At 58.2% G+C, this 26015-nt stretch carries 24 protein-coding genes, 2 tRNA genes and 1 pseudogene; 15 read left to right on the top strand and 12 right to left on the bottom strand.

Going from position 1 to position 26015, the window contains the following annotated elements; all coding sequences use genetic code 11:
* Positions 1 to 9 precede the first annotated feature (9 nt).
* Positions 10 to 216: a SlyX family protein gene (locus tag ACZ9H3_RS21035; RefSeq protein WP_065761591.1), complete on the bottom strand. Its 207-nt coding sequence runs from the start codon at positions 214 to 216 to the stop codon at positions 10 to 12.
* A gap of 3 nt (positions 217 to 219) precedes the next feature.
* On the bottom strand, positions 220 to 645 hold the full coding sequence (locus ACZ9H3_RS21030; RefSeq protein ID WP_476222357.1) for an HIT family protein: 426 nt from the start codon (positions 643 to 645) through the stop codon (positions 220 to 222).
* A 798-nt stretch (positions 646 to 1443) separates the two neighbouring features.
* Between ACZ9H3_RS21030 and ACZ9H3_RS21025 the strand changes: the two genes are divergently transcribed.
* The 3 genes and pseudogenes from ACZ9H3_RS21025 to ACZ9H3_RS21015 all read left to right on the top strand — a co-directional run bounded on the left by ACZ9H3_RS21025 (position 1444) and on the right by ACZ9H3_RS21015 (position 5571).
* Positions 1444 to 2715 (top strand): OprD family porin, encoded by a 1272-nt coding sequence (locus tag ACZ9H3_RS21025; RefSeq protein ID WP_476222355.1) that lies wholly within the window; start codon positions 1444 to 1446, stop codon positions 2713 to 2715.
* 165 nt (positions 2716 to 2880) lie between these two features.
* Positions 2881 to 4596, top strand: coding sequence for a proline--tRNA ligase (locus tag ACZ9H3_RS21020; RefSeq protein WP_476222353.1), 1716 nt, complete (start codon positions 2881 to 2883; stop codon positions 4594 to 4596).
* Between the two features lie 20 nt (positions 4597 to 4616).
* Positions 4617 to 5571: pseudogene (locus ACZ9H3_RS21015) on the top strand (hypothetical protein).
* 45 nt (positions 5572 to 5616) lie between these two features.
* On the opposite strand, the gene dinB reads toward ACZ9H3_RS21015, so the two are convergent.
* Positions 5617 to 6681, bottom strand: a complete 1065-nt coding sequence (gene dinB, locus ACZ9H3_RS21010) for a DNA polymerase IV (protein ID WP_476222351.1) — start codon at positions 6679 to 6681, stop codon at positions 5617 to 5619.
* A 208-nt stretch (positions 6682 to 6889) separates the two neighbouring features.
* Between dinB and ACZ9H3_RS21005 the strand changes: the two genes are divergently transcribed.
* The 4 genes from ACZ9H3_RS21005 (at position 6890) to ACZ9H3_RS20990 (ending at position 11334) form a co-directional block, all read left to right on the top strand.
* Positions 6890 to 6966, top strand: a tRNA-Met gene (locus ACZ9H3_RS21005).
* A gap of 131 nt (positions 6967 to 7097) precedes the next feature.
* A tRNA-Met gene (locus ACZ9H3_RS21000) sits at positions 7098 to 7174 on the top strand.
* A gap of 222 nt (positions 7175 to 7396) precedes the next feature.
* Complete coding sequence (gene mprF, locus ACZ9H3_RS20995) at positions 7397 to 10039, top strand: bifunctional lysylphosphatidylglycerol flippase/synthetase MprF (RefSeq protein WP_476222350.1); 2643 nt, start codon at positions 7397 to 7399, stop codon at positions 10037 to 10039.
* Positions 10039 to 11334 (top strand): virulence factor family protein, encoded by a 1296-nt coding sequence (locus ACZ9H3_RS20990; protein WP_454240919.1) that lies wholly within the window; start codon positions 10039 to 10041, stop codon positions 11332 to 11334. Before mprF ends, ACZ9H3_RS20990 begins: the two co-directional genes overlap by 1 nt.
* A gap of 47 nt (positions 11335 to 11381) precedes the next feature.
* On the opposite strand, the gene ACZ9H3_RS20985 is transcribed toward ACZ9H3_RS20990, so the two are convergent.
* Complete coding sequence (locus tag ACZ9H3_RS20985; RefSeq protein WP_476222348.1) at positions 11382 to 13280, bottom strand: potassium transporter Kup; 1899 nt, start codon at positions 13278 to 13280, stop codon at positions 11382 to 11384.
* Between the two features lie 266 nt (positions 13281 to 13546).
* On the opposite strand from ACZ9H3_RS20985, the gene rimO reads away from it, so the two are divergent.
* From rimO to tsaA, 5 genes are all read left to right on the top strand, one after another.
* Positions 13547 to 14884 (top strand): 30S ribosomal protein S12 methylthiotransferase RimO, encoded by a 1338-nt coding sequence (rimO, locus tag ACZ9H3_RS20980; protein WP_102053498.1) that lies wholly within the window; start codon positions 13547 to 13549, stop codon positions 14882 to 14884.
* Positions 14885 to 14970: 86 nt separating this feature from the next.
* Positions 14971 to 15441, top strand: a complete 471-nt coding sequence (locus tag ACZ9H3_RS20975) for a GNAT family N-acetyltransferase (protein ID WP_476222345.1) — start codon at positions 14971 to 14973, stop codon at positions 15439 to 15441.
* Positions 15442 to 15559: 118 nt separating this feature from the next.
* A complete protein-coding gene (locus ACZ9H3_RS20970; RefSeq protein ID WP_099776560.1) occupies positions 15560 to 16270 on the top strand; it encodes an rRNA pseudouridine synthase in 711 nt (236 codons plus the stop codon).
* A 49-nt stretch (positions 16271 to 16319) separates the two neighbouring features.
* On the top strand, positions 16320 to 16781 hold the full coding sequence (locus ACZ9H3_RS20965) for a YehS family protein (protein ID WP_065760803.1): 462 nt from the start codon (positions 16320 to 16322) through the stop codon (positions 16779 to 16781).
* Positions 16782 to 16788: 7 nt separating this feature from the next.
* Positions 16789 to 17484, top strand: a complete 696-nt coding sequence (gene tsaA / locus ACZ9H3_RS20960; protein WP_476222343.1) for a tRNA (N6-threonylcarbamoyladenosine(37)-N6)-methyltransferase TrmO — start codon at positions 16789 to 16791, stop codon at positions 17482 to 17484.
* A 71-nt stretch (positions 17485 to 17555) separates the two neighbouring features.
* Here the strand turns inward: tsaA and fpr are convergent, their stop codons facing one another.
* Positions 17556 to 18335, bottom strand: coding sequence for a ferredoxin-NADP reductase (gene fpr / locus ACZ9H3_RS20955; protein WP_065760805.1), 780 nt, complete (start codon positions 18333 to 18335; stop codon positions 17556 to 17558).
* 120 nt (positions 18336 to 18455) lie between these two features.
* Here fpr and ACZ9H3_RS20950 point away from each other — a divergent pair, with 120 nt between their 5' ends.
* On the top strand, positions 18456 to 19382 hold the full coding sequence (locus ACZ9H3_RS20950) for a LysR family transcriptional regulator (RefSeq protein ID WP_065760806.1): 927 nt from the start codon (positions 18456 to 18458) through the stop codon (positions 19380 to 19382).
* On the opposite strand, the gene ACZ9H3_RS20945 is transcribed toward ACZ9H3_RS20950, so the two are convergent.
* The 3 genes from ACZ9H3_RS20945 to ACZ9H3_RS20935 all read right to left on the bottom strand — a co-directional run bounded on the left by ACZ9H3_RS20945 (position 19379) and on the right by ACZ9H3_RS20935 (position 21422).
* Complete coding sequence (locus tag ACZ9H3_RS20945; RefSeq protein ID WP_065760807.1) at positions 19379 to 19741, bottom strand: diacylglycerol kinase; 363 nt, start codon at positions 19739 to 19741, stop codon at positions 19379 to 19381. The genes ACZ9H3_RS20950 and ACZ9H3_RS20945 overlap by 4 nt on opposite strands.
* Positions 19742 to 19815: 74 nt before the next feature.
* Complete coding sequence (gene erdR, locus ACZ9H3_RS20940; protein ID WP_065760808.1) at positions 19816 to 20466, bottom strand: response regulator transcription factor ErdR; 651 nt, start codon at positions 20464 to 20466, stop codon at positions 19816 to 19818.
* A 245-nt stretch (positions 20467 to 20711) separates the two neighbouring features.
* Positions 20712 to 21422: a tRNA-uridine aminocarboxypropyltransferase gene (locus ACZ9H3_RS20935; protein WP_163931816.1), complete on the bottom strand. Its 711-nt coding sequence runs from the start codon at positions 21420 to 21422 to the stop codon at positions 20712 to 20714.
* 204 nt (positions 21423 to 21626) lie between these two features.
* Here ACZ9H3_RS20935 and ACZ9H3_RS20930 point away from each other — a divergent pair, with 204 nt between their 5' ends.
* A complete protein-coding gene (locus tag ACZ9H3_RS20930) occupies positions 21627 to 22046 on the top strand; it encodes a quorum-sensing-regulated virulence factor family protein (protein WP_330522094.1) in 420 nt (139 codons plus the stop codon).
* A 5-nt stretch (positions 22047 to 22051) separates the two neighbouring features.
* Here ACZ9H3_RS20930 and ACZ9H3_RS20925 read toward each other — a convergent pair whose 3' ends face one another.
* Positions 22052 to 22246 carry a hypothetical protein gene (locus ACZ9H3_RS20925; RefSeq protein ID WP_330522093.1) on the bottom strand — a complete coding sequence of 65 codons (195 nt, stop codon included), beginning with the start codon at positions 22244 to 22246 and terminating at the stop codon, positions 22052 to 22054.
* Positions 22247 to 22667: 421 nt separating this feature from the next.
* Here ACZ9H3_RS20925 and ACZ9H3_RS20920 point away from each other — a divergent pair, with 421 nt between their 5' ends.
* Positions 22668 to 23786: an LOG family protein gene (locus ACZ9H3_RS20920; protein WP_330522092.1), complete on the top strand. Its 1119-nt coding sequence runs from the start codon at positions 22668 to 22670 to the stop codon at positions 23784 to 23786.
* Positions 23787 to 23818: 32 nt separating this feature from the next.
* Here the strand turns inward: ACZ9H3_RS20920 and recX are convergent, their stop codons facing one another.
* The 3 genes from recX to ACZ9H3_RS20905 form a co-directional block, all read right to left on the bottom strand.
* Positions 23819 to 24286 carry a recombination regulator RecX gene (gene recX / locus ACZ9H3_RS20915; RefSeq protein ID WP_065760813.1) on the bottom strand — a complete coding sequence of 156 codons (468 nt, stop codon included), beginning with the start codon at positions 24284 to 24286 and terminating at the stop codon, positions 23819 to 23821.
* Between the two features lie 8 nt (positions 24287 to 24294).
* Positions 24295 to 25365 carry a recombinase RecA gene (gene recA, locus ACZ9H3_RS20910; protein WP_065760814.1) on the bottom strand — a complete coding sequence of 357 codons (1071 nt, stop codon included), beginning with the start codon at positions 25363 to 25365 and terminating at the stop codon, positions 24295 to 24297.
* Between the two features lie 103 nt (positions 25366 to 25468).
* Positions 25469 to 25951, bottom strand: a complete 483-nt coding sequence (locus ACZ9H3_RS20905; RefSeq protein ID WP_065760815.1) for a CinA family protein — start codon at positions 25949 to 25951, stop codon at positions 25469 to 25471.
* Positions 25952 to 26015 lie beyond the last annotated feature (64 nt).

The following is a 26015-nucleotide window of genomic DNA, read 5'->3' as shown; positions in this document are numbered from 1 at the left end:
ACGGTGCTCTCAATAATGCGGAGGCGGCGCTTCCTCTTCAGCGCTCTGGTACTGACCTACCATCTCCTCATAGCGCTTGAGCAACGCCGACATTTGCAACTGCAGGCGCTCAACCACACGTTGCTGCTCGACCAGCACATCATTCAATGCCTGAACGGTGTCGTCCTGAAATGCCAGGCGGCTCTCCAGCTCCATGATTCTTAACTCAAGCGACATGGCTCAACCCTCCACGACTTGAAAATCATCATCCAGCGCCATCTTCAGGCGCTGGCGAATTTCGGCAAGCTGCTCTGCCGTGTACTGACTGGCAGGCGAATGCCCCCACACCGGCGAAGGCCAGGCCAGATCACTCCGACGCCGAACAATGACATGCATGTGTAACTGACTGACCACATTCCCCAGCGTTGCCACATTCATCTTGTCTGCGGCAAAGCTGTCTTTGAGGGTTTCAGCCAGCTCGGTTGTTTCTTTCCAGAGCTGCTGCTGATCACCACCATCAAGCTGAAACAACTCACTGATTTCAGCACGGCGAGGCACCAGGATAAACCAAGGGTAGTTCGCATCCTTACTCAGTAACAGACGGCAGAGCGGAAAATCACCCAGCACATACGTATCCTGTTCAAGGCGCGGATCCAGAACAAACACGGCACATCTCCCGACAGTCGATAACCCGTCTCACTTGCATTGACACCAAGCAGACCACTACACGCAGAATACCGCTGTTCACCCGACAGAGCACGACCGATCAAGACACACACGCATCAGCAGCGCCAATTTATTGAAACAAAAGCCCCTTAGTTACGTAGCTAACAATCTAACGGTAACAGAAGCGCTACTTTTCGCACCAAAATGACGCCGCCCGCTCCAGCCGAATGCAGCGAGTATCCAAAATCTACCCAACACCCGTTGCTGCGACAGTAACGCCCACGTGAAAACCCGAAAAAAGCCTTATGTCATTAGTGCAGAACCGATCAAACCAAGCGATCTTAGCCCCCCGCGTTTTCGGCATTTGCAGGCGTTTTCGTAAAAAAAGGTGAAAAATTTGTGAGGCCGGCACTGCTTTGTGCACGCTTGTTGCATCCATTCCTGACCATAGTCGACACAGCACCAGCCTGCACACGGTGAGTGCGACAGATAACAACAGCTGCATGGGTAACCAGGGAGTTGCTGGCGCCTAGGGTTAGATTATTTTTACCTATCCTTAAGCCGCCCAAAACAGCGCTGGAGTTCTACGCCCCGTAAAACCGGGACGTGATTTGCGACAGGGACAACACTGTTTGCGACATGACCGTAAAGTTACCGAAAGGTTCATTTCGCAAGTATCGCCAACATGCGTCAGCGTGATATACATTCCGCCGACGCAAAAAAAGAAAGAGCCGCCCGCATAAAAAAACCAGTTGGGCTGGCAGCAACTCTTCCTAAAAACCAAAGGAGCAAGTCACGATGCGCGTGATGAAGTGGAGCATTATCGCCCTGGCCGTAGCCGCGGGTACCTCACAACTGGCAATGGCATCTTCCCAGGATGAATCCAAGGGTTTTGTTGAAGACAGCGCGCTGAACGTCAAACTTCGCAACCTGTATTTCAGCCGTGACTTCCGCAATAACGACAGCGGCCAGAGCCGCCGCGAAGAGTGGGGCCAAGGCTTCATCGGCACCTTTGAATCGGGCTTCACCCAAGGCACCGTTGGTTTCGGCGTAGACGCCATTGGCTTGCTGGGTCTGAAACTGGACAGCGGCAAAGGCCGTGCAGGCACCGGCTTGTTCCCGACTGGCTCTGATGGTCGCTCGCAAGACGACTACTCCGAGGGTGGTGGCGCAGTCAAACTCCGCATCTCTGACACCGTTCTGAAAGTCGGCGACCAGTTCACCGCGCTGCCGGTTCTCGCTACCGACGACAGCCGTTTGCTGCCTGAAGTCGCAGAAGGCGCACTGATCACCAGTAAAGAAATCAAAGGCCTGACCCTGCACGCCGGTCACTTCACGGGTATCAACGCCCAAGATCAAACCGACCGTGACAGCCTGCACCTGAAACAAGCCGATGTTTTCGGCGGCACCTATGCCTTCACCGACACGCTGAGCACCAGCCTGTACTACTCGAAGGTTGAAGACTACTGGCGCAAGTACTACGCCAACATCAACTGGGCCCTGCCAATCAGCGACGACCAAGGCTTGGTGTTCGACCTCAACTTCTATGACACCAAGAGCGACGGAAAAGGCCTGCAACGCGCAGAAAAAGACGGCACCACCGAGCTCGACAACAAGGCTTACAGCCTCTCTGCTGCCTATAACCTCGGCGCTCACACCTTCACCGTTGCCTACCAGGCTGTAACGGGTGACGGCGACTACGGTTACGGTGTCGACGGCGGCGGTACCATCTTCCTGGCCAACTCCATTCAGCGCTCTGACTTCAACGCCGAAGACGAGAAATCCTGGCAGGCCCGCTACGACCTGAACATGGCCACCTATGGCGTTCCAGGCCTGAGCTTCATGGCTCGCTACGTAACAGGTGACGATGCCAACACTGGCACCACCAACAACGGCAAAGAGTGGGAACGCAACCTCGAAGCCAAGTACGTCCTGCAGGAAGGCCCAGCAAAAGACCTGAGCTTCCGTGTTCGCCAGGCGACCTACCGCTCCGCAGACGGCGTTTACTACGGTTCGCCATCCATCGACGAAGTACGCGTGATCGTCGAGTACCCGCTGAGCATCCTGTAAGCCCTTCGGCTACCGGTAATCAGTACGAAAAAGCCCGGCATTGCCGGGCTTTTTCTTTTGTTGCAAACAGATAGCAGCAGTTTCAGCCGCCACCATCCTGTACGTCACCGAATCCCGCCCGTACAATGCGGGTCATTTCAGTTAAGCAACCGACAACGGCCTACCATGCGCACCAGTCAATATTTGCTCGCCACCCAGAAAGAAACCCCTTCCGATGCAGTCGTCATCAGCCACCAACTGATGCTGCGTGCAGGCATGATCCGCAAGCTGGCATCCGGCCTTTATACCTGGCTGCCGATGGGCCTGCGGGTAATGCGCAAGGTCGAAGCCGTGGTGCGCGAGGAAATGAACGCTGCCGGAGCCCTGGAAGTGCTGATGCCAAGCATCCAGCCTGCCGAATTGTGGCAGGAGTCTGGCCGCTGGGAGCAATACGGCCCAGAGCTGCTTCGCCTGAAGGATCGACACAACCGTGAGTTCTGCGTCGGCCCAACCCACGAAGAAGTCATCACCGATCTGGCCCGCAACGAGCTGAACAGCTACAAACAGCTGCCACTGAACCTGTATCAGATCCAGACCAAATTCCGTGATGAGATCCGCCCACGCTTCGGCCTGATGCGTGGCCGTGAGTTCATCATGAAGGACGCCTACTCCTTCCATACTGACCAGGCCTCCCTGCAGCAAACCTACGACCGCATGCACCAGGCCTACTGCAATATCTTTACTCGCCTGGGCCTGAACTTCCGCCCAGTAGAAGCCGATACCGGCTCCATCGGCGGCTCCTACTCCCACGAGTTCCACGTACTGGCCGAGTCGGGCGAAGACGATGTGATCTTCAGCGACAGCTCCGACTACGCAGCGAACATCGAAAAAGCCGAGGCAATTCCACGGGAAACAGCTCGCCCTGCCCCTACCGAGGAACTGCGCCTGGTCGATACGCCAGATACCAAGACCATCGCCCAACTGGTCGAAGGGCACGGACTGCCGATTGAGCGCACCATCAAGACCCTGATCGTTCATGGCGCCGAAGAAGGCAAGCTGGTTGCTCTGGTTGTACGAGGCGACCACGAACTGAACGAAATCAAGGCCGCCAAACTTGAGCAGGTCGCTGACCCGCTGGTCATGGCCAGCGACGCCGAACTGCGCGACGCCATCGGTGCTGGCGCCGGCTCCCTGGGCCCGCTGAACCTGCCACTGGAGTGCATTATCGACCGCTCCGTAGCCCTGATGAGCGATTTTGCCATCGGCGCCAACATCGACGACAAGCACTACTTCGGCGTGAACTGGGAGCGCGATCTGCCGGTTCCGCAGATCGCTGACCTGCGCAACGTCGTGGAAGGCGACCCAAGCCCTGACGGCAAAGGCACTCTGGTAATCAAGCGCGGCATCGAAGTCGGGCATATCTTCCAACTCGGCACCAAGTACAGCGAAGCCCTGAAGTGCCAGGTGCTGGGCGAGAACGGCAAGCCTGTAACCCTGACGATGGGCTGCTACGGCATTGGCGTATCCCGTGTCGTTGCGGCTGCAATCGAGCAGAATTATGACGAAAACGGCATTATCTGGAGCGATACCCTGGCACCGTTCCAGATCGCCCTGGTACCGCTGCGCTATGAGACTGAGCAGGTTCGTGAAGCAACCGACAAACTGTATGCTGACCTGACCGCTGCCGGCTTCGAGGTCCTGCTGGACGATCGTGACAAGAAGACCAGCCCAGGCATCAAGTTTGCCGATATGGAACTCATCGGTATCCCGCACCGGATCGTAATCAGTGATCGCGGCCTGGCCGAAGGCAACCTGGAGTACAAGCACCGCACCGAACGCGAAGCTCAGCCTCTGGCGCTGGCCGATGCCCTGTCGTTCCTGCAAGCTCGTATCCGTCGCTGACAGCCAACGCAAGAGTAATCATGTTCAAGCGAAGTACCTTTACCTTGGGGGGCACCGCACTGTGCGGTGCCCTGCTCCTCAGCGGCTGCGCCAATCAGATGTCCCAGCGTAGCGAGCACGAGGAGCGCATCGAGCGCAAATTGCTCGAGCATAGCCTGCAGATTGATGTCGGGGAGCCCAAGGTGCTTGAGCTGCCACAACGCCGCGTGCGCATTCAAGAGCAGAAAAACTTCGAAGTCACCGAGTTTGAAGTGACGCGTCGTTACGATCGCTACACCCCCTATCAGCCCTGGCGGGAAAATCTATGAGATCCCGCTGGGTGCGGTCGCGGTGGTAGCCGGTGCAGGCGCTAACATCGTCAACGTCTTCACACTGGGCAATCTGCCAGACAGCGTTACTCACGACTGGCTCAGCTATGGCTTCGCTGGCCTGAACCCATTCATGAACACACAATCCAACGGTCGCGCCCAGCAGAATCTGGCCGCTATCGATGAGGTTCAGAAGGACAAGCGCCAGGAAAAAACCAGCCTGCCCTGGAGCGAACGCCCCGTGGAGATCAAGGCAGGCAAGCTGACACACGAGCTGACTACCGACCGTAACGGTATTCTGCGCCTGAACCTGCTTGACGACCCCTTCACCGACCAAAACCTCAGCCATGTCGGCACCTTGCATCTGCAAGTAAGCGATGAGGAAAACAACGTCCGTGCCGATGCCAGCCTGCTGCTCAGCAGTACGCTGCGTGGCAAATTGGTAGAAGCCCACGACCTGATTTTCGACGACCTGGAAGACGATGAAGTCAGCCAATGGGTTCATCGCGTCAAGCGTCTTTCAGAACTGGGCATGGAAGAAGAGGCGAGCGAACTGGAGCAGAGCCTGATCGAGCTGACCCGCAACGATCCGGAACTGCAGCAGGAATTCCTCAAGTCACTGACCACAGAAGCCGGCCGTCTGGTTGCCGATCCTGGCGCTCACTGATTACCTGACCGATGAGCAGTGGGCACGTGCCTGACGTGCCCCACCTCAATCCAGCGAAAACAGCTCTAGTTGCTCATGCGCCCCGCGCAAATCCTGCAAGCGCACCCCAATCCCAAGCAGCCTCACAGGCTTGCCGCCACGGGCAAATGCCTGGCTCATCAGTTGCTGATAGCTTTCCAAGTCGCGGCTTGCCCCCGCCTGCTCCAGCGTGGTCTGGGTAAAGTCATGGAACTTGACCTTGACGAACGGTTTACCCGGCCGATAACTGCTATCGATACGCGCCATGCGACCTGCCAGTGCATCCAGCAATGCGGGTAATTTATCCAGACAACTTGCCAGATCGGGCAAGTCGGTATCATAGGTGTTCTCAACACTGACCGACTGACGCCGACAATCATTCTGCACGGCGCGCTCATCAATGCCCCGCGCCAGGTTGAACAGTCGCTCGCCAAAACTGCCAAACTCGCGCACCAGCGCCAAGCGACTCCAATCGCGCAACTCCAGGCAATTGACAACGCCCAGCCGACCGAGCTTGTCCGCCGTTACCTTGCCGACACCATGCAGCTTGCTCACCGGCAACACCGCGACAAATTCCTCAACCTGCGCAGGCGTAATCACAAACAAACCGTTGGGTTTGCGCCAGTCACTGGCGATCTTGGCCAAAAACTTGTTGGGCGCCACTCCCGCCGAGACCGTGATGTGCAAACGCTGGGAAACCCGCCGACGGATATCTTCGGCAATGCGCGTGGCGCTACCGGAAAAGTGCGGGCTGTCTGACACATCCAGGTAAGCCTCATCCAGAGACAGGGGCTCGATGAGATCGGTGTAGTCGCGGAAGATGTTTTGTATCTCACGCGATGCTTCTTTATAAGCATCCATGCGCGGCTTGACGATCAACAGGTCTGGACACAGCTTTAGCGCATGCCGTGATGACATGGCAGAGCGCACACCGAAGGCCCGGGCCTCATAGTTACAGGTCGCAATGACCCCTCGCCGCTCGGCAGCGCCGCCGACCGCCATAGGCCGACCCGCCAAGCGGGGGTCATCGCGCATTTCGATGGCGGCATAAAAGCAATCGCAGTCGATATGGATGATCTTGCGTTGAGGCATGATTGGCCAAGCAACCCGTAAAAAGAGTGCTCGCAGTATCTCACCCTGTTGCCGAGCCGTGCACCCGACAGGATGCAAAACCCGGCACAGGCCATGGCCCGCCTGCCTCGCAGGGCATTACAGGCTGGCTAAATAGTTGAACGAAAAGGTTTTTTTCCACATCGCTATTGACAGCATCGCGCAAAACTGTAGAATCTCATTCCACAGGCGCGGGATGGAGCAGCCTGGTAGCTCGTCGGGCTCATAACCCGAAGGTCGTCGGTTCAAATCCGGCTCCCGCAACCAGATTAAGAAAAGGCCACTCGAAAGAGTGGCCTTTTTCTTTGCGCCGAAAAAAGCCCCACAGGGTTTTCCATTGAAATTCAATAATTAAGCATTGACAGCAATAGCCAACGCTGTAGAATGCGCCCCACAGACGCGGGATGGAGCAGCCTGGTAGCTCGTCGGGCTCATAACCCGAAGGTCGTCGGTTCAAATCCGGCTCCCGCAACCAAACGTCTGAAAAAGGCCACTTTGAAAAAAGTGGCCTTTTTTTTTGCGCTCCTCATACGCAACCCTTCTCCGCCCTACTCCAGGGCAGCATGAAACTTCTTTAACCAACCCGGTGCATCGCATAAGCGTCATCACAGGGTAATATTCTGTAAATCTATTCCACAGGGATTGGTAACTTGACTGGGTACTTCCATCCTGTCGCGCACAATCCAATAGGTGATTGATGCGCACTCACACCACTGACGTCGAGACTTCGGTAACTGCAGCCCAGCCAATTGCGCCGCAGCGCTTGCGCTGGCTTGAGCGGGTCAGCAAGTACCGCCAGCCCATTGGCCTGACCGTAACCTTGCTGCTGTTCGGCATTGCCCTGGTGGCCTGTCGGCACATGCTCAATGAGCTGGATATCTATTCGCTGCACGACTCACTGCTGAGTGTTCCATTGCCATCACTTGGTGGCGCACTGCTGGCCACCCTGATCGGCTTTATCATCCTGCTCGGTTATGAGTGGTCGGCCAGCCGCTATGCAAATGTGAAGCTCGCCCCCCAAACCCTGGTACTGGGCGGTTTTACTGCATTCGCCATTGGCAACGCCATTGGCCTGTCGCTGCTGTCTGGTGGCTCCGTGCGCTATCGCCTCTATGCGCGGCATGGTCTGGGAGCGTCCGAGGTGGCGCGCATGACCTTGTTCGCCAGCCTCTCCCTGGGTTGCGCGCTACCGCCGCTGGCCGCGCTCGCGACCCTTAGCGACCTGCACGCTGCGTCTACGGCGCTGCGCCTGCCAGCGAGCCTGCTGGCGAGCCTTGCGGTACTGGTTCTCGCGCTAAGCGCGCTCCTTGCGTTTGGCCTTTACCGTCGACGCCTGCCCGAACAGCCCATTACCGATAACCTGCTGGTTCAGATTGGTCGACGCACCTTGCGCCTGCCTGGCGTTCGACTGACCGCACTGCAACTGGTCATTACTGCACTGGATGTCGCCGCTGCAGCCACAGTGCTTTATCTGCTCCTGCCAGAAGCACCGCCCTTTGGTGCCTTCCTGCTGGTTTACCTCATCGCACTGGCTGCTGGTGTATTGAGTCATGTTCCCGGCGGCGTTGGTGTATTTGAGGCCATTCTGCTGGCAGCCTTCGCCAACCAATTGGGTGCTGCCCCACTGGCTGCAGCACTGCTGCTTTACCGACTGATCTATGTAGTGCTTCCTCTGCTGCTGGCTTGCGTAGCGCTGCTGGCCACCGAGGCGAGACGCTTTCTTTTTGCCCGTCAAGCCATGCGGGCGGCCTCCGGCCTTGCCGCGCCAGTACTGGCGGTTCTGGTGTTCCTTTCCGGTGTGGTCCTGCTGTTTTCGGGTGCTACCCCTGAGATTGACACCCGCCTGGAACACATGGGCTTCCTGGTACCCCATCGGCTAATCGACGCATCTCACTTCGGTGCCAGTTTGGTTGGCGTACTCTGCCTACTGCTGGCCCAAGGGTTGCGTCGGCGCCTTTCGGCAGCCTGGATGCTAACCACCATCCTGCTGCTGGTGGGCGCTTTGCTGTCCTTGCTCAAGGGTTTCGACTGGGAAGAGGCCAGCATTCTGATCCTCACCGCATGCCTGCTGGCGCTGTTTCGTCGCTCGTTCTATCGCCCCAGTCGCCTTCTGGAGTTACCGTTTTCACCTGTCTACGTTGTCGCCAGCGCCTGCGTACTGGGCGCCTCGATCTGGCTTCTGCTATTCGCCTATCAGGACGTTCCTTACAGCCATCAACTGTGGTGGCAATTCACCCTGGATGCTGATGCACCGCGAGGCCTGCGCTCGGCGCTGGGCAGCGCAGTACTGCTGGTGATCGTGGCACTCACGTGGCTACTGCGCACCGCCAGGCCTGTCATTCACCTGCCAAACGACGACGAACTGCAGCGCGCCAAGCACATCCTGCTCGCCTCGGACCAGCCCGACGGTGGCCTGGCCCTGACCGGCGACAAGGCCCTGCTGTTTCACCCCGATAACAATGCCTTCCTCATGTATGCACGTCGCGGCCGCAGCCTGGTCGCCTTGTATGACCCCATCGGCCCTGCTCAACAACGTGCCGAGATGATCTGGCAGTTCCGCGACCTCTGCGATGTTCACCACGCCCGTCCAGTGTTCTATCAGGTACGCGCGGAGAACCTGCCGTTCTATATGGACATCGGCCTGACCGCACTCAAGCTGGGCGAAGAAGCACGCGTCGACCTCAAGCGCTTCGACCTTGAAGCCAAGGGCAAGGAAATGAAGGATCTGCGCTACACCTGGAACCGCGGCGGTCGGGACGGCCTGACCCTGGAAATTCATGAACCAGGAGAAGCACCGCTGGAAGAACTGAAGGTCATATCCGATGCGTGGCTGACCGGTAAGAACGTACGTGAGAAAGGCTTCTCACTGGGCCGCTTCAGCGCCGATTACCTGCAGCACTTTCGCATTGCCTTGATCCGGTTCGAAGGCCGTCCGGTGGCGTTCGCCAACCTGCTGGAAACCCACAGCCATGAACTGGCCAGCCTTGACCTGATGCGCGCACACCCAGAAGCACCGAAGCTGACCATGGAGTTCATGATGATCGGCCTGATCCAACACTATAAAAAACATGACTACGCTCGTTTCAGCCTGGGCATGGTGCCCTTGTCCGGGCTGCAACCACGGCGTGGCGCACCACTGACTCAACGATTGGGCTCATTGGTTTTTCAGCGCGGCGAACAACTCTACAACTTTCAGGGCCTGCGCCGCTTCAAAGACAAGTTCCAGCCCGACTGGGAACCCCGTTACATGGCCGTACCCGCAGGACTTGATCCGCTGGTAGCGCTGGCCGACACTGCCGCCCTGATCGCCGGCGGCCTGACTGGATTGGTGAAACGCTAATGATTCGACGCTATTGGCTGTACGCACTGACAACCTTGGTGGCAGCCCTGATTGCCGCCGCCTTGGGCTTCTGGCTCTGGACACGACCAGCACCACAGGCACAACTGGAACACCTGTCACTGCAGGACGGTAGCCCCGTGACCCGTACAACGCCTGGCACCCAAGCCAAGGCCCGCGTGCTCGTAGCCGTCCCTCAGGATCAAACCCTGAGTGATAAACAACTGCTCGACCTGAGCCAGAGTGGCAGCGCCCAACTCGTTCAAGTAATCCTACCGGTCACCGACTGCGCTAAACAGCAGCAGGTTGTGCAGGAGGCGCTCAAGCAACTTCAGGGCGACGCCACTCTGGTTGCGGGCATCGGCCCTGGCGCCGCACAGGCATGGCGCTGGCTGTCCGAACAGACAAACGACAAGGCTCAGGCGATTTCGGTCGATTTCACCCTTGAGCAGGCAGGCTGCCCTGCCCCTCTGCCGAAGTCAGCCGCGCACGGCCACTGGAGCGTGGCCTGGAACGACAATCCGGATGACGCCAGTGCGGCCTTCGTCCGTGATCAGCAAAATGCAGAAACCAGCATCAGCGACTACGACGTCCACTTGCCTCAAGTACTCAAGGCTCAACTGACCCAAGCACTGATTGGTCAGGACGGCAACGCCATGAGCATCCCGGTTGTTGAAGTACCTGCCGGGCAAACGGCTGACACCGTAACGCTGTTCCTCTCCGGTGACGGCGGCTGGCGCGACCTGGACCGGGACGTCGCGGGTGAAATGGCCAAACTGGGGTACCCGGTGGTAGGTATCGATACCCTGCGTTACTACTGGCAGCACAAAACTCCAGAGCAAAGCGCCGTCGACCTGTCCGAGTTGATGCAACACTATCGCCAGAAATGGGGCACCAAGCGCTTCGTACTGACGGGCTACTCCTTCGGCGCCGACGTGCTGCCGGCAATCTACAACCGCTTACCCAGCGAAGATCAAAAGCGCATTGACGCAGTGATTTTGCTGGCCTTTGCCCGCAGCGGCAGCTTTGAAATCGAAGTCGAAGGCTGGCTGGGCAATGCTGGCAAAGAGGCGCCAACCGGCCCGGAAATGGCCAAATTGCCCGCAGCCAAGGTGCTTTGTGTCTATGGCTTGGAGGAAACCGACGAAAGTGGCTGTACCGAAAGTACGGCCGTCGGCGAGCGGCTCAAGCTGCCGGGCGGCCATCACTTCGACGAGAACTACCCGGCCCTGGCCAAACGCCTGATCGACGGCATCGAAAACCGTCAAGGTAAAACCAGCGTCGCCGAACAACAGTAAGTCGACTGTGCAAACGGGCTCCCAGCGGAGCCCGTTTTTTTTGCCCGTTACATTTCGACCTGGGTTCCCAGTTCAATCACACGGTTAAGCGGCAGGTTGAAGAAGCGCAAGTTACTGTTGGCATTCTTCAGCAGGAACGCGAACACCGTCGCACGCCACCGCGCCATCCCCACAAGACGCGAAGCGATAACGGTCTCCCGGCTGAGGAAGTAGGTGGTGCGCATTGGGCTGAAGTCCAGTTCCTCGAGATGACACAACTTCAGTGCTGCAGGCACATCTGGCTCGTCCATGAAGCCGAAGTGCAGAATGACCCGGTAGAAGCCCTCACCGTAGGCCTCGACCTCAAAGCGCTGCTGGGCAGGCACGCGCGGCGCATCCTCGTTGACTACGGTCAGCAGCACGACCTGTTTATGCAACACCTGGTTGTGCAACATGTTATGCAGCAGCGCATGGGGCACGGCATCCGCCCGTGCAGTGAGGAACACTGCAGTACCTTCAACCCGATGGGGCGGCTGCACGCGGATACTGCTGATAAAGATCGGCAGCGGCAGGCTTCCTTCATCCAGCCGTTCAACCAGAATCTGTTTACCGCGCTTCCATGTGGTCATCAACATGAACAGGGCAATACCCGCCAGGACCGGAAATGCGCCACCCTGGAAAATTTTCGGCACGTTGGCGGCAAAGAACAGCCCATCGACCAAGAGAAAGCCGACCAATACCGGTACAGCCAGAACCGGTGGCCACTTCCACAACAGCAACATGACAGCAGAAACCAGCAAGGTCGTGATCAGCATGGTCCCGGTCACGGCTACACCGTAAGCGGAGGCCAGGGCACCCGAGGACTCGAAACCGAGCACCAGCAAAATCACCCCGACCATCAGCGACCAGTTCACGGCGCCGATATAGATCTGCCCTTGCTCGTCACTGGAGGTGTGCTGGATGTGCATACGCGGCACATAGCCAAGCTGGATCGCCTGGCGAGTCAGGGAAAATGCCCCGGAAATCACCGCTTGGGAGGCAATGACCGTCGCCAGCGTCGCCAAACCGACCAGAGGTATCAGTGCCCAGTCCGGTGCCAACAGATAGAACGGATTGCGTGCGGCATCCGGCGTCTCCAGGATCAAGGCACCCTGACCAAAGTAATTGAGCACCAGCGCTGGCAACACCAGGGCAAACCAGGCCCGTGCAATGGGCTTGCGACCAAAATGCCCCATGTCGGCATACAGCGCTTCAGCGCCCGTCAACGCCAACACCACCGCCCCAAGAATCGCTACGCCCATACCGGGATGCACAATGAAGAAGCGTATCGCCCACAGGGGATTGAGCGCCTGAAGCACTTCAGGCCGCTGAACAATGCCATGCACGCCAAGCGCAGCCAGTACCAGAAACCAGGCAACCATCACAGGACCGAACAAAATGCCGATTCGCGCCGTGCCATGCCGCTGAATAAGGAAAAGCCCCACCAGAACGATCAGCGCCACAGGAATGACCCAATGACCGATGCCCTCGAAGGCCAACTCCATCCCCTCGACAGCCGACAGTACCGAGATTGCTGGGGTGATCATGCTGTCGCCGTAGAACAGCGCCGCACCGAACAAACCAAATACCACCAGTAACGTGCGCAGTTTCGGATACGGAGACGCTGCTCGTCGGGCCAGCGCCGTCAGCGCCATGATCCCGCCTTCACCCTGGTTATCAGCCCTCAGGATGAACAGCACGTACTTGATGGACACAACCCAAATCAGCGACCAGAAGATCAATGACAGAATACCCAGTACTCCATCATGGTTGACCGGCACCCCATAGCCGCCGGAAAAGACTTCCTTGAGGGTGTACAAAGGGCTGGTCCCGATATCACCGTAAACCACCCCGACCGCTGCCACCAGCAGGCTTAGCGGTTTTGCCGCCGACTGCCCGGTATCGGCATGACTGCTTGCCTGAACCATCAACCACTCCCGCAACCAAGACCCTGAAGCCTGAGAAATTCGCGCCAGATGCTAGCATTTACGCAATCCGCGAACGGTGACCCGCAGCAACTGACATCAACGCTGGCACAACGCCGCGAAGCATAGCGCAGCGTTCGTCGTATTTCTGCTGGTCAAGTAGGATTACGCTCGCTAGAATTGCGCACTTTTTGATCAGAGGCGCCCAAACGCCCGCCAAGGTTGTCGCGCCATTCGGCCTGGCAACCTCTTCAACACCGAGGTTAGTCATGTCCACCACCCCTACGCCCACCACGCCCAAGGTTGGCTTTGTTTCCCTGGGTTGCCCCAAGGCCCTGGTCGATTCCGAGCGCATCCTGACCCAACTGCGCATGGAAGGCTACGAAGTCGTGCCCACCTATCAGGATGCCGATGTGGTAGTGGTCAACACCTGTGGTTTCATCGATTCGGCCAAGGCCGAGTCGCTGGAAGTGATCGGTGAAGCCATTGCCGAAAACGGCAAGGTGATCGTCACCGGCTGCATGGGTGTCGAAGAAGGCGCCATTCGCGACGTACACCCAAGCGTACTGGCCGTGACCGGTCCGCAACAATATGAACAAGTGGTCAACGCCGTCCACGAAGTGATTCCGCCCAAGCAGGACCACAACCCGTTGATCGACCTGGTGCCACCACAAGGCATCAAACTGACGCCCCGCCACTACGCCTACCTGAAGATTTCCGAAGGCTGCAACCACAGCTGCAGCTTCTGCATCATCCCGTCGATGCGTGGCAAGCTGGTCAGCCGCCCGGTGGGCGAAGTGCTGAGCGAGGCAGAGCGCCTGGTCAAAGCCGGCGTCAAGGAGCTGCTGGTGATCTCTCAGGACACCAGCGCCTACGGCGTCGACGTCAAGTACAAAACCGATTTCTGGAACGGTCGTCCGGTCAAGACCCGCATGCTCGAACTGTGCGAAGCACTGAGCAGCCTTGGCGTCTGGGTGCGCTTGCACTACGTCTACCCGTATCCAAACGTCGACGACGTGATCCCACTGATGGCCGAGGGCAAAATCCTGCCGTACCTGGACATTCCGTTCCAGCACGCCAGCCCGAAAGTGCTCAAATCGATGAAGCGGCCGGCCTTCGAAGACAAGACCCTGGCACGCATCAAGAAATGGCGCGAGCAGTGCCCAGAGCTGATTATTCGCTCGACCTTCATCGTTGGCTTCCCGGGTGAAACCGAGGAAGACTTCCAGTACCTACTCGACTGGCTCAGCGAGGCACAGCTTGACCGTGTCGGCTGCTTCCAGTACTCGCCCGTCGAAGGCGCACCGGCCAATGACCTGGGCCTTGAAGTCGTACCAGACGACGTCAAGCAGGATCGCTGGGACCGCTTCATGGCCCACCAACAGCAAATCAGTGCCGCACGCCTGCAATTGCGAGTTGGCAAGGAAATCGAAGTGCTCATCGATGAAGTCGACGAGCAAGGCGCCATTGGCCGCAGTTTCTTCGATGCGCCAGAGATCGACGGTGTGGTCTATGTCGAAAGCGACCGCGACCTCAAGCCTGGTGACAAAGTGCTGTGCCGCGTAACCGAAGCCGACGAATACGATCTGTGGGCCGAAACCCTCTGATCAACCGCGTCTGAAAAAGCCCTGCCAGCGATGGCGGGGCTTTTTTACGGCTATGGTTTCCTCATCCCACAGAGGAGACCCTTGAAATGCCTCAGCTTCATCGGGTTCAAACCCCCAGCTTCAACGACTACCCAGAACTGATCCGCGTCTGGGAAGCCTCGGTGCGCGCCACCCACGACTTTCTGCCGGATGACTATATCTGCCTGCTGCGCGAGCAGATGCGCAAACAGTATCTCGACGCCGTCATGCTGATCTGCTGCAAAGACCGCCATCAGCGTATCAGCGGTTTTGCCGGGGTTGCCGCCGGACGCGTGGAAATGCTTTTCGTTGATCCGGAGTACCGTAGCCAGGGCGTGGGCAAACAGCTATTGCGCTACGCCATCGAGCACCTGAATGCCGAGCAACTGGATGTCAATGAACAAAACCCCCAGGCGCTAGGCTTCTATCTCAAACAAGGCTTTGAAATCATCGGCCGGTCAGAAACCGACGGCATGGGACAACCTTACCCCCTACTCCACTTAAGGCTTGTTCATACACTGCCTTTAACTTCAGGCTGACAGCCAACGTAGTACTACTCCGAAATAGGGCAAAACCGCGCTATCGACGAATGTTGCCGGGATTAACCGGGGCCAGCCGGGTACAATGGTGGCCTTTCCCTGTGCCACGGCTGTCGTCATGTCTGAACCCATTCGTCTTTCCAAACGCCTTATCGAAGTTGTCGGCTGCTCCCGACGCGAGGCAGAGCTGTTCATTGAGGGTGGCTGGGTCACAGTGGACGGCCAGATCGTCGACGAACCACAGCACAAGGTCAGCAGCGAGCAGGTCGAACTGTTGCCCGGCGCCAAGGCCGAAGCACTGGAACCGGTCACCCTGTTGCTCAATCAACAGCCCGAAGACACCCTCGACAGCGCATTGGCCAGTATCAATGCGCTCAGCCTGTCCGAACTGCACCGTTACGGTAAGCGCCCACTCAAGGGCCACTTCAGCCGCCTGACGAGTGCCGCGCTGCTTCAGGAAGGTGCCAGCGGGTTGCAGGTGTTCAGCCAGGACTGGCGGGTATTGCGCAAGCTCACCCAGGACATTGCCAAGCTTGAGCAGGAGTATGTCGTCGAAGTCAGTGGCGAGATCATCGCCCACGGCCTTGAACGACTGAACCGCGGGGTGATCTGGCAAGGCAATACACTGCCGCCGGTCAAGGCCAGCTGGCAGAACGAAACGCGCCTGCGCATCGCACTGAAAAACCCGGCACCCGGCGTCATCGTGCAGTTGTGCAAAAGTGTCGGCCTGAGCGTTGTCAGCATGCGCAGGCTACGCCTCGGCGGCGTAGCCATGGGCAAGTTGCCTCTGGGCCAATGGCGCTATCTGGCGGCTCAGGAAAAGTTCTAGCACCACAGGCGCTACCACTCGGGTGGCGCCCCCGATCAGGATTGTTCTCATGATTCACAACGATGTACTGCGCAGCCTGCGCTACCTGCTGGAAATCAACGACGCCAAGCTGATTGAACTCATCAAGCTGGGCGGGTTGGACGTCAGCAAGGCCGACATCGCCACCTACCTGAAAAAAGAGGATGAAGAAGGCTTCGTCCGCTGCCCGGACGAAGTCCTGGCGCATTGCCTTGACGGTCTGGTGTACTTCAAGCGCGGCAAGGACGAGAGCCGCCCGGCCCTGCCGATCGAGCTTCCGGTGACCAACAACATCGTCATGAAGAAATTGCGTGTCGCCTTTGAGCTCAAGGAAGAAGACCTGCACGCGATTCTCAAGGCCGTCGACTTCCCGGTTTCCAAGCCAGAGCTCAGCGCACTGTTCCGCAAGGTCGGGCACAGTAACTACCGCCCCTGTGGCGACCAGTTGCTGCGCAACTTCCTCAAGGGCCTGACCCTGCGGGTACGTGGTTGAGGCGCCGATGAACTACAGTGTCGCCCCCGTCGGCATCCTGCACTCCTGCTTCAAGGAAAAGTTTGCCATCCCGCGTCAACCCCAACTGGCGCCAGCCGCGCGCGGGGTGCTCGAACTGCTACCGCCGTTCGATCAGGGCGATGCAGTCGCCGGTCTTGAGCAGGTCAGCCACGTCTGGCTGCTGTTCCTGTTCCATCAGGCATTGGAGGACAAACCTCGGCTGAAGGTGCGTCCACCACGCCTGGGGGGCAACAAGTCCATGGGGGTGTTCGCAACGCGCGCCACCCACCGCCCTAACGGCATCGGTCAGTCGGTTGTCAGGCTGGAGAAGGTTGAACCGGGTCGGTTGTTCCTCTCCGGTATCGACCTGCTGGACGGCACCCCCGTGCTGGATATCAAGCCGTACGTTCCCTATGCCGACAGCCTTGGCGATGCGGTGAATACGATGGCCAGCGCCCCGCCCGCACCGATCCAGGTGCAGTGGAGCGATCAAGCATTGCATCAGGCACAAGCGCACGCCTTGCGCCTCAGCGAGCCGCTGGCAGAGCTGATCGAGCAATGCCTGGCGCAAGACCCGCGCCCGGCGTACCAGGTTCCCCCCGCCGAGCGAATCTACGGCGTAAAGTTCTGGGATGTGCAAGTGCGCTGGCATTATCCGCACCCGGACATGATCCGGGTGCTGGAAGTGGTGCGCGAGCCATAGTTCCGAACCAGCAGGGTGTCAAAACGAAAAAAGCAGGCCGAAGCCTGCTTTTTTTCGTTCAAACCGCGAGATTACTTCTCGACGAATGCACGCTCAATCAGATAGTCGCCCGGCTCGCGCATACGTGGCGAGACCTTCAGACCGAAGCTGTCGAGCACTTCACTGGTTTCATCCAGCATGCTCGGGCTACCGCAGATCATCGCGCGGTCATCTTCCGGGTTGATCGGCGGCAGACCAATGTCGCTGAACAGCTTGCCGCTGCGCATCAGATCAGTCAGACGCCCCTGGTTCTCGAATGGCTCACGGGTTACGGTTGGGTAGTAGATCAGCTTGTCACGCAGCGCCTCGCCGAAGAACTCATTCTGTGGCAGGTGCTCGGTGATGAACTCGCGGTAGGCGACTTCGTTCACATAGCGCACGCCATGAACCAGAATGACTTTCTCGAAGCGCTCGTAGGTTTCCGGGTCCTGGATGACGCTCATGAACGGCGCCAGGCCGGTACCCGTGCTCAGCAGGTACAAGTGCTTGCCCGGCTTCAGGTCGTCAAGGACCAGCGTGCCGGTAGGCTTCTTGCTGATGATGATCTCATCGCCTTCCTTGAGGTGCTGCAACTGCGAGGTCAGCGGGCCGTCCGGCACCTTGATGCTGAAGAACTCCAGATGCTCTTCCCAGTTTGGGCTGGCAATAGAATAGGCGCGCATGAGCGGACGGCCATTAGGTTGTTGCAGGCCGATCATCACGAACTGACCGTTCTCGAAGCGCAGGCCCGGATCGCGGGTGCACTTGAAGCTGAACAGGGTGTCGTTCCAGTGATGGACACTGAGAACACGTTCGTGGTTCATGTTGCTCATGTATAGGGCTCCTGAAGAAAAACGCGGCGCTAACCGTGAGCGCGATTGCGCAATAGTTTAGTGGCAGCGACAATATCTGTTAAATGAATTATCAAGATATGTCTTATCGGTTATATAGATATGCGATTTACGCTTCGTCAGCTTCAAGTCTTCGTCGCCGTAGCCCAGTACCAGAGCGTCTCACGCGCCGCTGGCATACTGGCGTTGTCGCAATCCGCCGCCAGCACGTCAATCACAGAGCTTGAACGTCAATCCAGTTGCCAGCTCTTCGACCGTGCCGGCAAGCGCCTTAGCCTCAACGCACTGGGTCAGCAACTGCTGCCTCAGGCCGTCGCACTGCTCGACCAGGCCAAGGAAATTGAGGACCTGCTCAATGGTAAGTCCGGGTTTGGCTCCTTGGCTGTCGGCGCTACGCTGACGATCGGAAACTACCTCGCTACGCTGCTGATCGGCAGCTTCATGCAGGTTCACCCTGAAAGCCAGGTCAAACTGCACGTGCAGAACACGGCGCATATCGTGCATCAGGTAGCGCATTACGAAATTGACCTGGGTCTAATCGAAGGCGACTGCAACCACCCGGACCTGGAAGTTCAGCCTTGGGTCGAGGACGAACTGGTAGTGTTCTGCGCCCCCCAGCACCCCTTGGCGCAGCGCGGCCAGGCCAGCCTTGACGAGCTGACACGGGAGGCATGGATTCTGCGCGAGCAAGGCTCAGGCACTCGCCTGACCTTCGATCAAGCGATGCGCCACCACCGCTCGGCACTTAATATCCGCCTTGAACTGGAACATACCGAAGCAATCAAACGTGCAGTGGAATCAGGGCTGGGCATCGGCTGCATTTCCCGCCTTGCCCTGCGAGACGCCTTTCGCCGAGGCAGCCTGGTAGCCTTGGAAACCCCCGAGCTTGACCTCGCCCGACAGTTCTACTTCATCTGGCATAAACAGAAGTACCAGACCTCGGCGATGCGCGAATTCCTGGAGCTATGCAGAACCTTCACGGCCGGGGTGCAGCGCAGCGACGAAATCGTGCTACCCCGCATTCCTTAAAGCAGGATTACCGCCCAGACCAGGCCGACCATGCTCAAGGCCACCAACTGAGCAGCACTGCCCATGTCCTTGGCGTTCTTCGACAGTGGGTGGCGCTCAAGCGAGATACGGTCGATTGCTGCTTCCACCGCCGAGTTCAGCAACTCGACGATCAGGCCAAGCAGGCAGACAGCGATCAGAATCGCCCGCTCGGCACGGCTGACCTGAAGCCAGAACGCCAACGGGATCAACACGACATTGAGCAATACCAACTGGCGAAAGGCTGCTTCGCCGGTGAAGGCAGCACGCAAGCCATCGAACGAATAACCAGCAGCATTGAAAATACGCTTGAGGCCTGTTTGGCCCTTGAATGGCGACATAAAAAACCACTTCATCCTTAAAAACGCTGAAGGCTAGTTCAGCTCGGGTCAAAAAAGCGTGAAGGCAGACGGCTTTAGCTACCCGAAACTGACTCAAGTTGTTGCAGCAGCAAGGCCGCCTGAGTGCGAGTGCGCACACCCAGCTTGCGGAAAATCGCCGTGACGTGCGCTTTGATGGTCGCCTCGGAAACACTCAATTCATAGGCGATCTGCTTGTTCAGCAAACCTTCGCAGACCATGGTCAGCACCCGGAATTGCTGTGGCGTCAAACTGGCAAGCCCTTCACTGGCAGCCTTGGCTTCAGCTGAAACATCAACTTTCTCGAACGCCTGAGGCGGCCACCAGACATCACCATCCAGAACCTTGCGCACGGCATCCTGAATCGTCTCCAGCGGGCTCGACTTCGGAATAAAGCCGCTAGCACCGAATTCACGAGACTTCACTACCACCGATGCCTCTTCCTGAGCGGAAACCATCACCACAGGAATCTGCGGGTACTGCCCGCGTAGCAGGACCAAACCGGAGAATCCGTAGGCGCCCGGCATATTGAGGTCCAGCAACACCAGATCCCAGTCGGCCTTTTCAGTCAATCGGGTTTCCAGTTCGGCGATGCTCGCCACTTCCACCAGCCGCACGTCCGGGCCAAGGCCCAACGTCACGGCCTGGCGCATCGCACTGCGAAAAAGTGGGTGGTCATCGGCAATCAGGATTTCGTACGTGGCCATCGATCTAATGATCCTGTTCTATGCAGGCGCGCTAAAGACCGGACGCCTGGCGGGGAGCAACTCAAGGCTTGGGAGGCAGTACCACATGCCAAAATGGCGTAACGAGGCGATAAAAGTGTTTCAAGCTTCGTCACAACTGAATCGGCGCCAAGGATGCCGAGCTCAGACCGGGTGGTCAAGTTCGGCACCTTGCGGCGCTGCCTGCGTGCTCATTATGAACCGAACACACTGTGGACGCCCTTGTACTATAGGAAGGGCTGCAGCCGTTGATGCACGTCATCCTGTTCATCGACAGGACGGTGGAACTTGGCGCCCAGGTAGTGCGCACTGAAGACATCCAGATAGGCATCAAGCGCCTCGGCAGCTCGCTGATCGGCGGCCAACTCCAGACACATGGCTGCCACTTCGGCGGTACAAAAATGATCATCGCGCTTGGACCGACGCAGACGATAGCGTGACAGTTGCTCAGGTTGCAGGCTCAGTACAGGGAAGCGGTCCAGGTACGGGCTTTTGCGAAACATTTTTCGCGCCTCGGTCCAGGTCGCATCCAGCAAGATGAATAGCGGCCGCTTGCCAGGCTCACGAACAACCTCGGTCACCACCCGTTGCGGCTCGACAAACTCCCCTGGGAACACAATGTAAGGCTGCCAGTGAGGCTGCTCCAGCAGTGCCAGCAACTGCTCATCCACTGAGGTGCGCTGCCAGCCAAAAGCCGTCGTGTCGGCAATGATGTCGGCAATCAGCCATCCCGTATTGGTCGGTTTCAGTGGCTCGGTATCATGCATCAACAGGCACATGGCCGACTCGGCGGCAACCCGTGGCTTCCACGCACACAGGCAATGGCTGTCAATGACTCGACAGCCTGGGCAACGAGGCGCACGCGAACCACGTGCAACAAAAGGTTTGACGCTGCGGGCCAGTCGATCGGCTCGCAGACGGGAGACAGCATGGGTCATGGATGGCACAACGAAGGCAGGAGACAATTGACGCAGTTTACCAGAGGCCGTCAGCCACCGAGTGTTTTTGCCATGGAGCCGGGCTCTGTGCTCCCCTATAATCGCCAGCCTATCGATGCGCGCTGGCGCAAACAGGCCTGCCGATGGTGGAACGCAACGCCAGAGCGCAGGTCCAACCGCCAGTTACCGAACCAGGAGAAATTCATGCTGCGCTTTATCGCCCCAACCCTCGGCCTGTTGCTGGCTCTGCCTCTGGCGGCAAATGCTGCTTCGCTGCAGGACTATGAGCTTGGCAAAATGCTGGACAAGGTTGCCAAGGAAAGCAGTGTTGGCACACCTCGGGCGATCAACGAGGACATTCTCGACCAGGGTTATACCGTTGACGGCAAGGAGCTGATCAACCATTTGAGCGTACGTGAAAGCCATGCGCAGCAAATGCGAGCGAATCCGGATATGGTTCGTGGCCAGTTGGGCGCCAGCGTCTGTCGTAACACGGGCTACCGTCAGCTACTGGCGCGCGGTGCGGTTCTGCGCTACGAGTTTACCGAGTACAAAACCAATCGCCCGGTAGCCGTACAGCGCTTCAGCGCCTCCGACTGCGGCCTGAACCAGAAAAAGAAATAATCAGGTTACCCCTCACTGGCGCGCCGCTGCTCTTCATCGGCACGCAACTCGGACACGAGTGCCTGGATGTAACGCGAACGACACTCTCCCCCTTCGAGACGTCGCAGGCACTCCTCCTCAAGGCTCAGGTCACCGGCCTGCGCTGCGCTTTGCAGCGACGCATACAACTGTGTATCCACATCCAGAATCAACCGACGCATAGGTTATGCCTCCCTGCACTCAAACACTGTGATCGTCCTTGAAGTTAATCAGATTGTCCTGCTAATTGGATCCGATCAGATGAGCGGTCGACATCTGCACCTGAAACGGCATGAATCCATGATCGTTATGCTATGAAGAACAGGCCATCACGACAGCATGAACACCCGACAGGGTCTAGATTAATAACCAACCACCACTTTTATTTCGGGCACAACAAGGAGGCGTATCCACACCCGGTACACTACTGCCTCTGGCGGCAACAATAGCCATACCGATAATCAGTGCTGCCAGTAGGCCCAGAGAGCCTATCGAGATGCCGACCTCGCAAATCGGACTGAAGCAGCCAGCAACACATGAGTGTTGCAGCCAGATCGAAATACGCGTTCTGGCCAGCAGTTTTGCTGCAAAAGGAGAAGTTGAATGCCTAACAAACCGAATGAGCTTCTTGCGAACTACTTCAAGAACAACGGAATCAACCTCGACAACGTCGACGAACAACTGAAGCTGGTCGCCCCCAACAGCCCCAACTTGTCGCTCTACCGGGACATGATGCTGACCGTCCTGCGGATGGCGCATGACGACAGCAACCGCTGGAATGCGAAGATCACCCTCCAGGCCCTGCGCGAACTGGATCATGCCTTCCGCGTGCTGGAACAGTACAAAGGCCAGCGCAAGGTAACGGTCTTCGGCTCGGCCCGAACCCCGATCGAACACCCCATGTATGGCCTGGCAAAAGAACTGGGCGCCACCCTGGCGCGCTCGGACATGATGGTCATCACAGGTGCTGGTGGTGGCATCATGGCTGCCGCCCATGAAGGCGCTGGCGTGGAACATAGCCTGGGTTTCAATATCACCCTGCCATTCGAGCAACACGCCAACGCAACAGTCGAAGGCACAGACAAGCTGCTGCCGTTCCACTTCTTCTTCATCCGCAAACTCTTCTTCGTGAAAGAGGCCGATGCGCTGGTGCTATGCCCTGGTGGCTTTGGCACGCTGGATGAAGCACTGGAGGTCCTGACCCTTATCCAGACGGGCAAGAGCCCGTTGGTACCCGTGGTACTGCTGGATGCCCCTGGCGGCTCATTCTGGCAGGACGCCCTGAAATTCATTACCCATCAGCTGGAAGAAAACCGCTACATCCTGCCAAGCGACATGAAGTTGCTGCGCCTGGTGCACAGCACAGAGGAAGCGGTCGAAGAGATCAACCAGTTCTACAGTAACTACCACTCCAGTCGCTGGATGAAGAACCAGTTCATCATTCGCATGCATCATCGCCTCAGCGACGCAGCGATGCTCGATATTGCAGAAGTGTTTGCAGATCTACGCCAGCATGGTCATTTCCATCAACACACCCACAGCTGTGTGGAACTTGACGACCCGCAATTCAGCCACTTGCATCGGTTGGCATTCGCCTTCAATGGTCGCGATTACGGTCGCCTGCGCGAACTGGTGGACTTCATCAACCATCCGGAAAACTGGGCCAAACCCCAACCCATGCACACCACACAGCATGCACGGGAAGCGCTGAAGGTCACGTGAAGCTATGTGATCGAGGCTGAATACCCGGAACGTTAGTCATCCAGACCTCGGCCGCTCAGCAAGCGGCCGACCAAGTCCATGGGGAAGCCCCGGTAAACCAGAAAGCGGGTTTGCTGGGCGCGACCGCGAGGATCGCTTGGCAATTGCCCTGCGAACTTGCGCTGCCAGACATCGAGCAATTGCGCCTGCCAGTCTACCCCTGACTCACGCAGGGCCTGCTCGATATCCGAGCGCTGCAAACCGCGCTGGCTCAACTCCTCTCGTATGCGAGCAGGGCCATAGCCGGAGCGAGAGCGGTAACTGATGAAGCTTTCCAGGTAGCGAGCCTCACTGAGCAGCCCCTCGTCCGTCAAACGGTCAAGTTCCTGTTCGATCATCTCGGGAGATGCGCCGCGCTGACGCAACTTGCGCGTCAGCTCGACACGACCATGCTCGCGGCGCGCGAGCAGGTCCATGGCTGTCCGCCTTACGGCGACGGGGGTATCGAGTACGACGGACATGGGCGGGATCAGAAGTCAGCGTCAGCGTCGACCAGATCGTCTTCAGGAGCGGCATCGGCGACCGCAGCCTTGCCAGCAGCCTCTACCGCACCCGGGTTCAGGAGCTTGTCGCGGATCTGCTTCTCAAGGGTGGCAGCGATCTCCGGGTTGTCCTGCAGGAACTTGGCCGAGTTGGCCTTGCCTTGACCAATCTTGCTGCCCTGATAGCTGTACCAGGCGCCCGATTTTTCCAGCAGACCGTGCTGCACACCCAGGTCAATGATCTCGCCGTTGAGGTAGATGCCCTTACCGTAGAGGATCTGGAACTCGGCCTGGCGGAATGGCGGGGCCACCTTGTTCTTGACGATCTTGACGCGGGTTTCGCTACCGACCACTTCGTCGCCTTCCTTGACCGCGCCGGTACGGCGGATGTCCAGACGAACCGAGGCGTAGAATTTCAGCGCGTTACCACCGGTGGTGGTTTCCGGGCTACCGAACATCACACCGATCTTCATGCGGATCTGGTTGATGAAGATCACCAGGCAGTTGGCGTTCTTGATGTTGCCGGTAATCTTACGCAGTGCCTGGGACATGAGGCGAGCCTGGAGGCCCACGTGCATGTCGCCCATTTCACCTTCGATTTCGGCCTTTGGCACCAATGCGGCAACGGAGTCGACGATGATCACGTCAACTGCATTGGAACGCACCAGCATGTCGGTGATTTCCAGTGCCTGCTCACCCGTGTCAGGCTGCGAAACCAGCAGGTCGTCGACATTGACGCCCAGCTTGCCAGCGTATTCCGGGTCGAGTGCGTGTTCGGCGTCGACGAAAGCGCAAGTAGCACCCATTTTCTGGGCCTGAGCGATCACCGACAGGGTCAGCGTGGTTTTACCGGACGACTCAGGACCGTAGATCTCGACAATACGGCCTTTTGGCAGACCGCCAATACCCAGGGCAATGTCCAGCCCCAGCGAGCCAGTGGAGATGGCCGGGATCGCCTGGCGCTCATGGTCACCCATGCGCATGACCGCGCCTTTACCGAATTGACGTTCGATTTGACCCAGGGCCGCAGCCAAGGCACGCTTCTTGTTGTCGTCCATTGAAGTCCTCACGTAATCGATAGGCCCTGACGGCCAGAACACCTGTATAAGTAGCCAGTATTATTTCACAGGGTTTTGTTTCCGCCTACCCCCGAATAGCGATTTACTCCGCCCCAAGCTGTAACAAGCCGTCTAGCGCGGCGATTACCGCTTGTCGGCGAACTGCCTCGCGGTCACCCTCGAAGTGCCTGCGCTCGGCCGTCACCTGCTCGCCGTCGGCCCACGCCAGCCATACAGTGCCCACCGGCTTGGCAGCAGAACCACCCTCCGGGCCGGCCACACCACTGACTGCCACGGCAAAACGTGCCCCACTGGCGGCCTGCGCACCTCGCACCATGGCCTCGACAACCTCCTGACTGACTGCACCAACCTGGCCGAACAACGCCGCAGGAACCCCGAGTTGGCGGGTCTTCTGTGCATTGGAATAGGTCACATAACCGGCCTCGAACCAGGCAGAGCTGCCAGGAATTCGGGTAATCGCCTCGGCAATGCCGCCCCCCGTGCAGGACTCGGCGGTGGTCACATGAGCCTTGAAGCGACGCAGATGCTCACCCAGCCGGGCAGCAAGAACGGTAATCGGGTCCATGGCAAGCTCCTTGAAAGTCTGCACTACCCTACACCAAGCATCGTTTGGCAGAAACGCTCGCGAC

This window comes from Pseudomonas sp. TE3910, assembly GCF_056279025.1.
The sequence above is the reverse complement of the archived record's forward strand: the minus strand, read 5'-3'. Positions and strand labels throughout refer to the sequence as shown.

Coding starts and splice junctions, on each gene's coding strand:
- ACZ9H3_RS21035 (WP_065761591.1), bottom strand. CDS start 216: ATGTCGCTTGAGTTAAGAATCATGGAGCTGGAGAGCCGCCTGGCATTT.
- ACZ9H3_RS21025 (WP_476222355.1), top strand. CDS start 1,444: ATGCGCGTGATGAAGTGGAGCATTATCGCCCTGGCCGTAGCCGCGGGT.
- ACZ9H3_RS21020 (WP_476222353.1), top strand. CDS start 2,881: ATGCGCACCAGTCAATATTTGCTCGCCACCCAGAAAGAAACCCCTTCC.
- dinB (WP_476222351.1), bottom strand. CDS start 6,681: ATGCCTCAACGCAAGATCATCCATATCGACTGCGATTGCTTTTATGCC.
- mprF (WP_476222350.1), top strand. CDS start 7,397: ATGCGCACTCACACCACTGACGTCGAGACTTCGGTAACTGCAGCCCAG.
- ACZ9H3_RS20990 (WP_454240919.1), top strand. CDS start 10,039: ATGATTCGACGCTATTGGCTGTACGCACTGACAACCTTGGTGGCAGCC.
- ACZ9H3_RS20985 (WP_476222348.1), bottom strand. CDS start 13,280: ATGGTTCAGGCAAGCAGTCATGCCGATACCGGGCAGTCGGCGGCAAAA.
- rimO (WP_102053498.1), top strand. CDS start 13,547: ATGTCCACCACCCCTACGCCCACCACGCCCAAGGTTGGCTTTGTTTCC.
- ACZ9H3_RS20975 (WP_476222345.1), top strand. CDS start 14,971: ATGCCTCAGCTTCATCGGGTTCAAACCCCCAGCTTCAACGACTACCCA.
- ACZ9H3_RS20970 (WP_099776560.1), top strand. CDS start 15,560: ATGTCTGAACCCATTCGTCTTTCCAAACGCCTTATCGAAGTTGTCGGC.
- ACZ9H3_RS20965 (WP_065760803.1), top strand. CDS start 16,320: ATGATTCACAACGATGTACTGCGCAGCCTGCGCTACCTGCTGGAAATC.
- tsaA (WP_476222343.1), top strand. CDS start 16,789: ATGAACTACAGTGTCGCCCCCGTCGGCATCCTGCACTCCTGCTTCAAG.
- fpr (WP_065760805.1), bottom strand. CDS start 18,335: ATGAGCAACATGAACCACGAACGTGTTCTCAGTGTCCATCACTGGAAC.
- ACZ9H3_RS20950 (WP_065760806.1), top strand. CDS start 18,456: ATGCGATTTACGCTTCGTCAGCTTCAAGTCTTCGTCGCCGTAGCCCAG.
- ACZ9H3_RS20945 (WP_065760807.1), bottom strand. CDS start 19,741: ATGTCGCCATTCAAGGGCCAAACAGGCCTCAAGCGTATTTTCAATGCT.
- erdR (WP_065760808.1), bottom strand. CDS start 20,466: ATGGCCACGTACGAAATCCTGATTGCCGATGACCACCCACTTTTTCGC.
- ACZ9H3_RS20935 (WP_163931816.1), bottom strand. CDS start 21,422: ATGACCCATGCTGTCTCCCGTCTGCGAGCCGATCGACTGGCCCGCAGC.
- ACZ9H3_RS20930 (WP_330522094.1), top strand. CDS start 21,627: ATGCTGCGCTTTATCGCCCCAACCCTCGGCCTGTTGCTGGCTCTGCCT.
- ACZ9H3_RS20925 (WP_330522093.1), bottom strand. CDS start 22,246: ATGCGTCGGTTGATTCTGGATGTGGATACACAGTTGTATGCGTCGCTG.
- ACZ9H3_RS20920 (WP_330522092.1), top strand. CDS start 22,668: ATGCCTAACAAACCGAATGAGCTTCTTGCGAACTACTTCAAGAACAAC.
- recX (WP_065760813.1), bottom strand. CDS start 24,286: ATGTCCGTCGTACTCGATACCCCCGTCGCCGTAAGGCGGACAGCCATG.
- recA (WP_065760814.1), bottom strand. CDS start 25,365: ATGGACGACAACAAGAAGCGTGCCTTGGCTGCGGCCCTGGGTCAAATC.
- ACZ9H3_RS20905 (WP_065760815.1), bottom strand. CDS start 25,951: ATGGACCCGATTACCGTTCTTGCTGCCCGGCTGGGTGAGCATCTGCGT.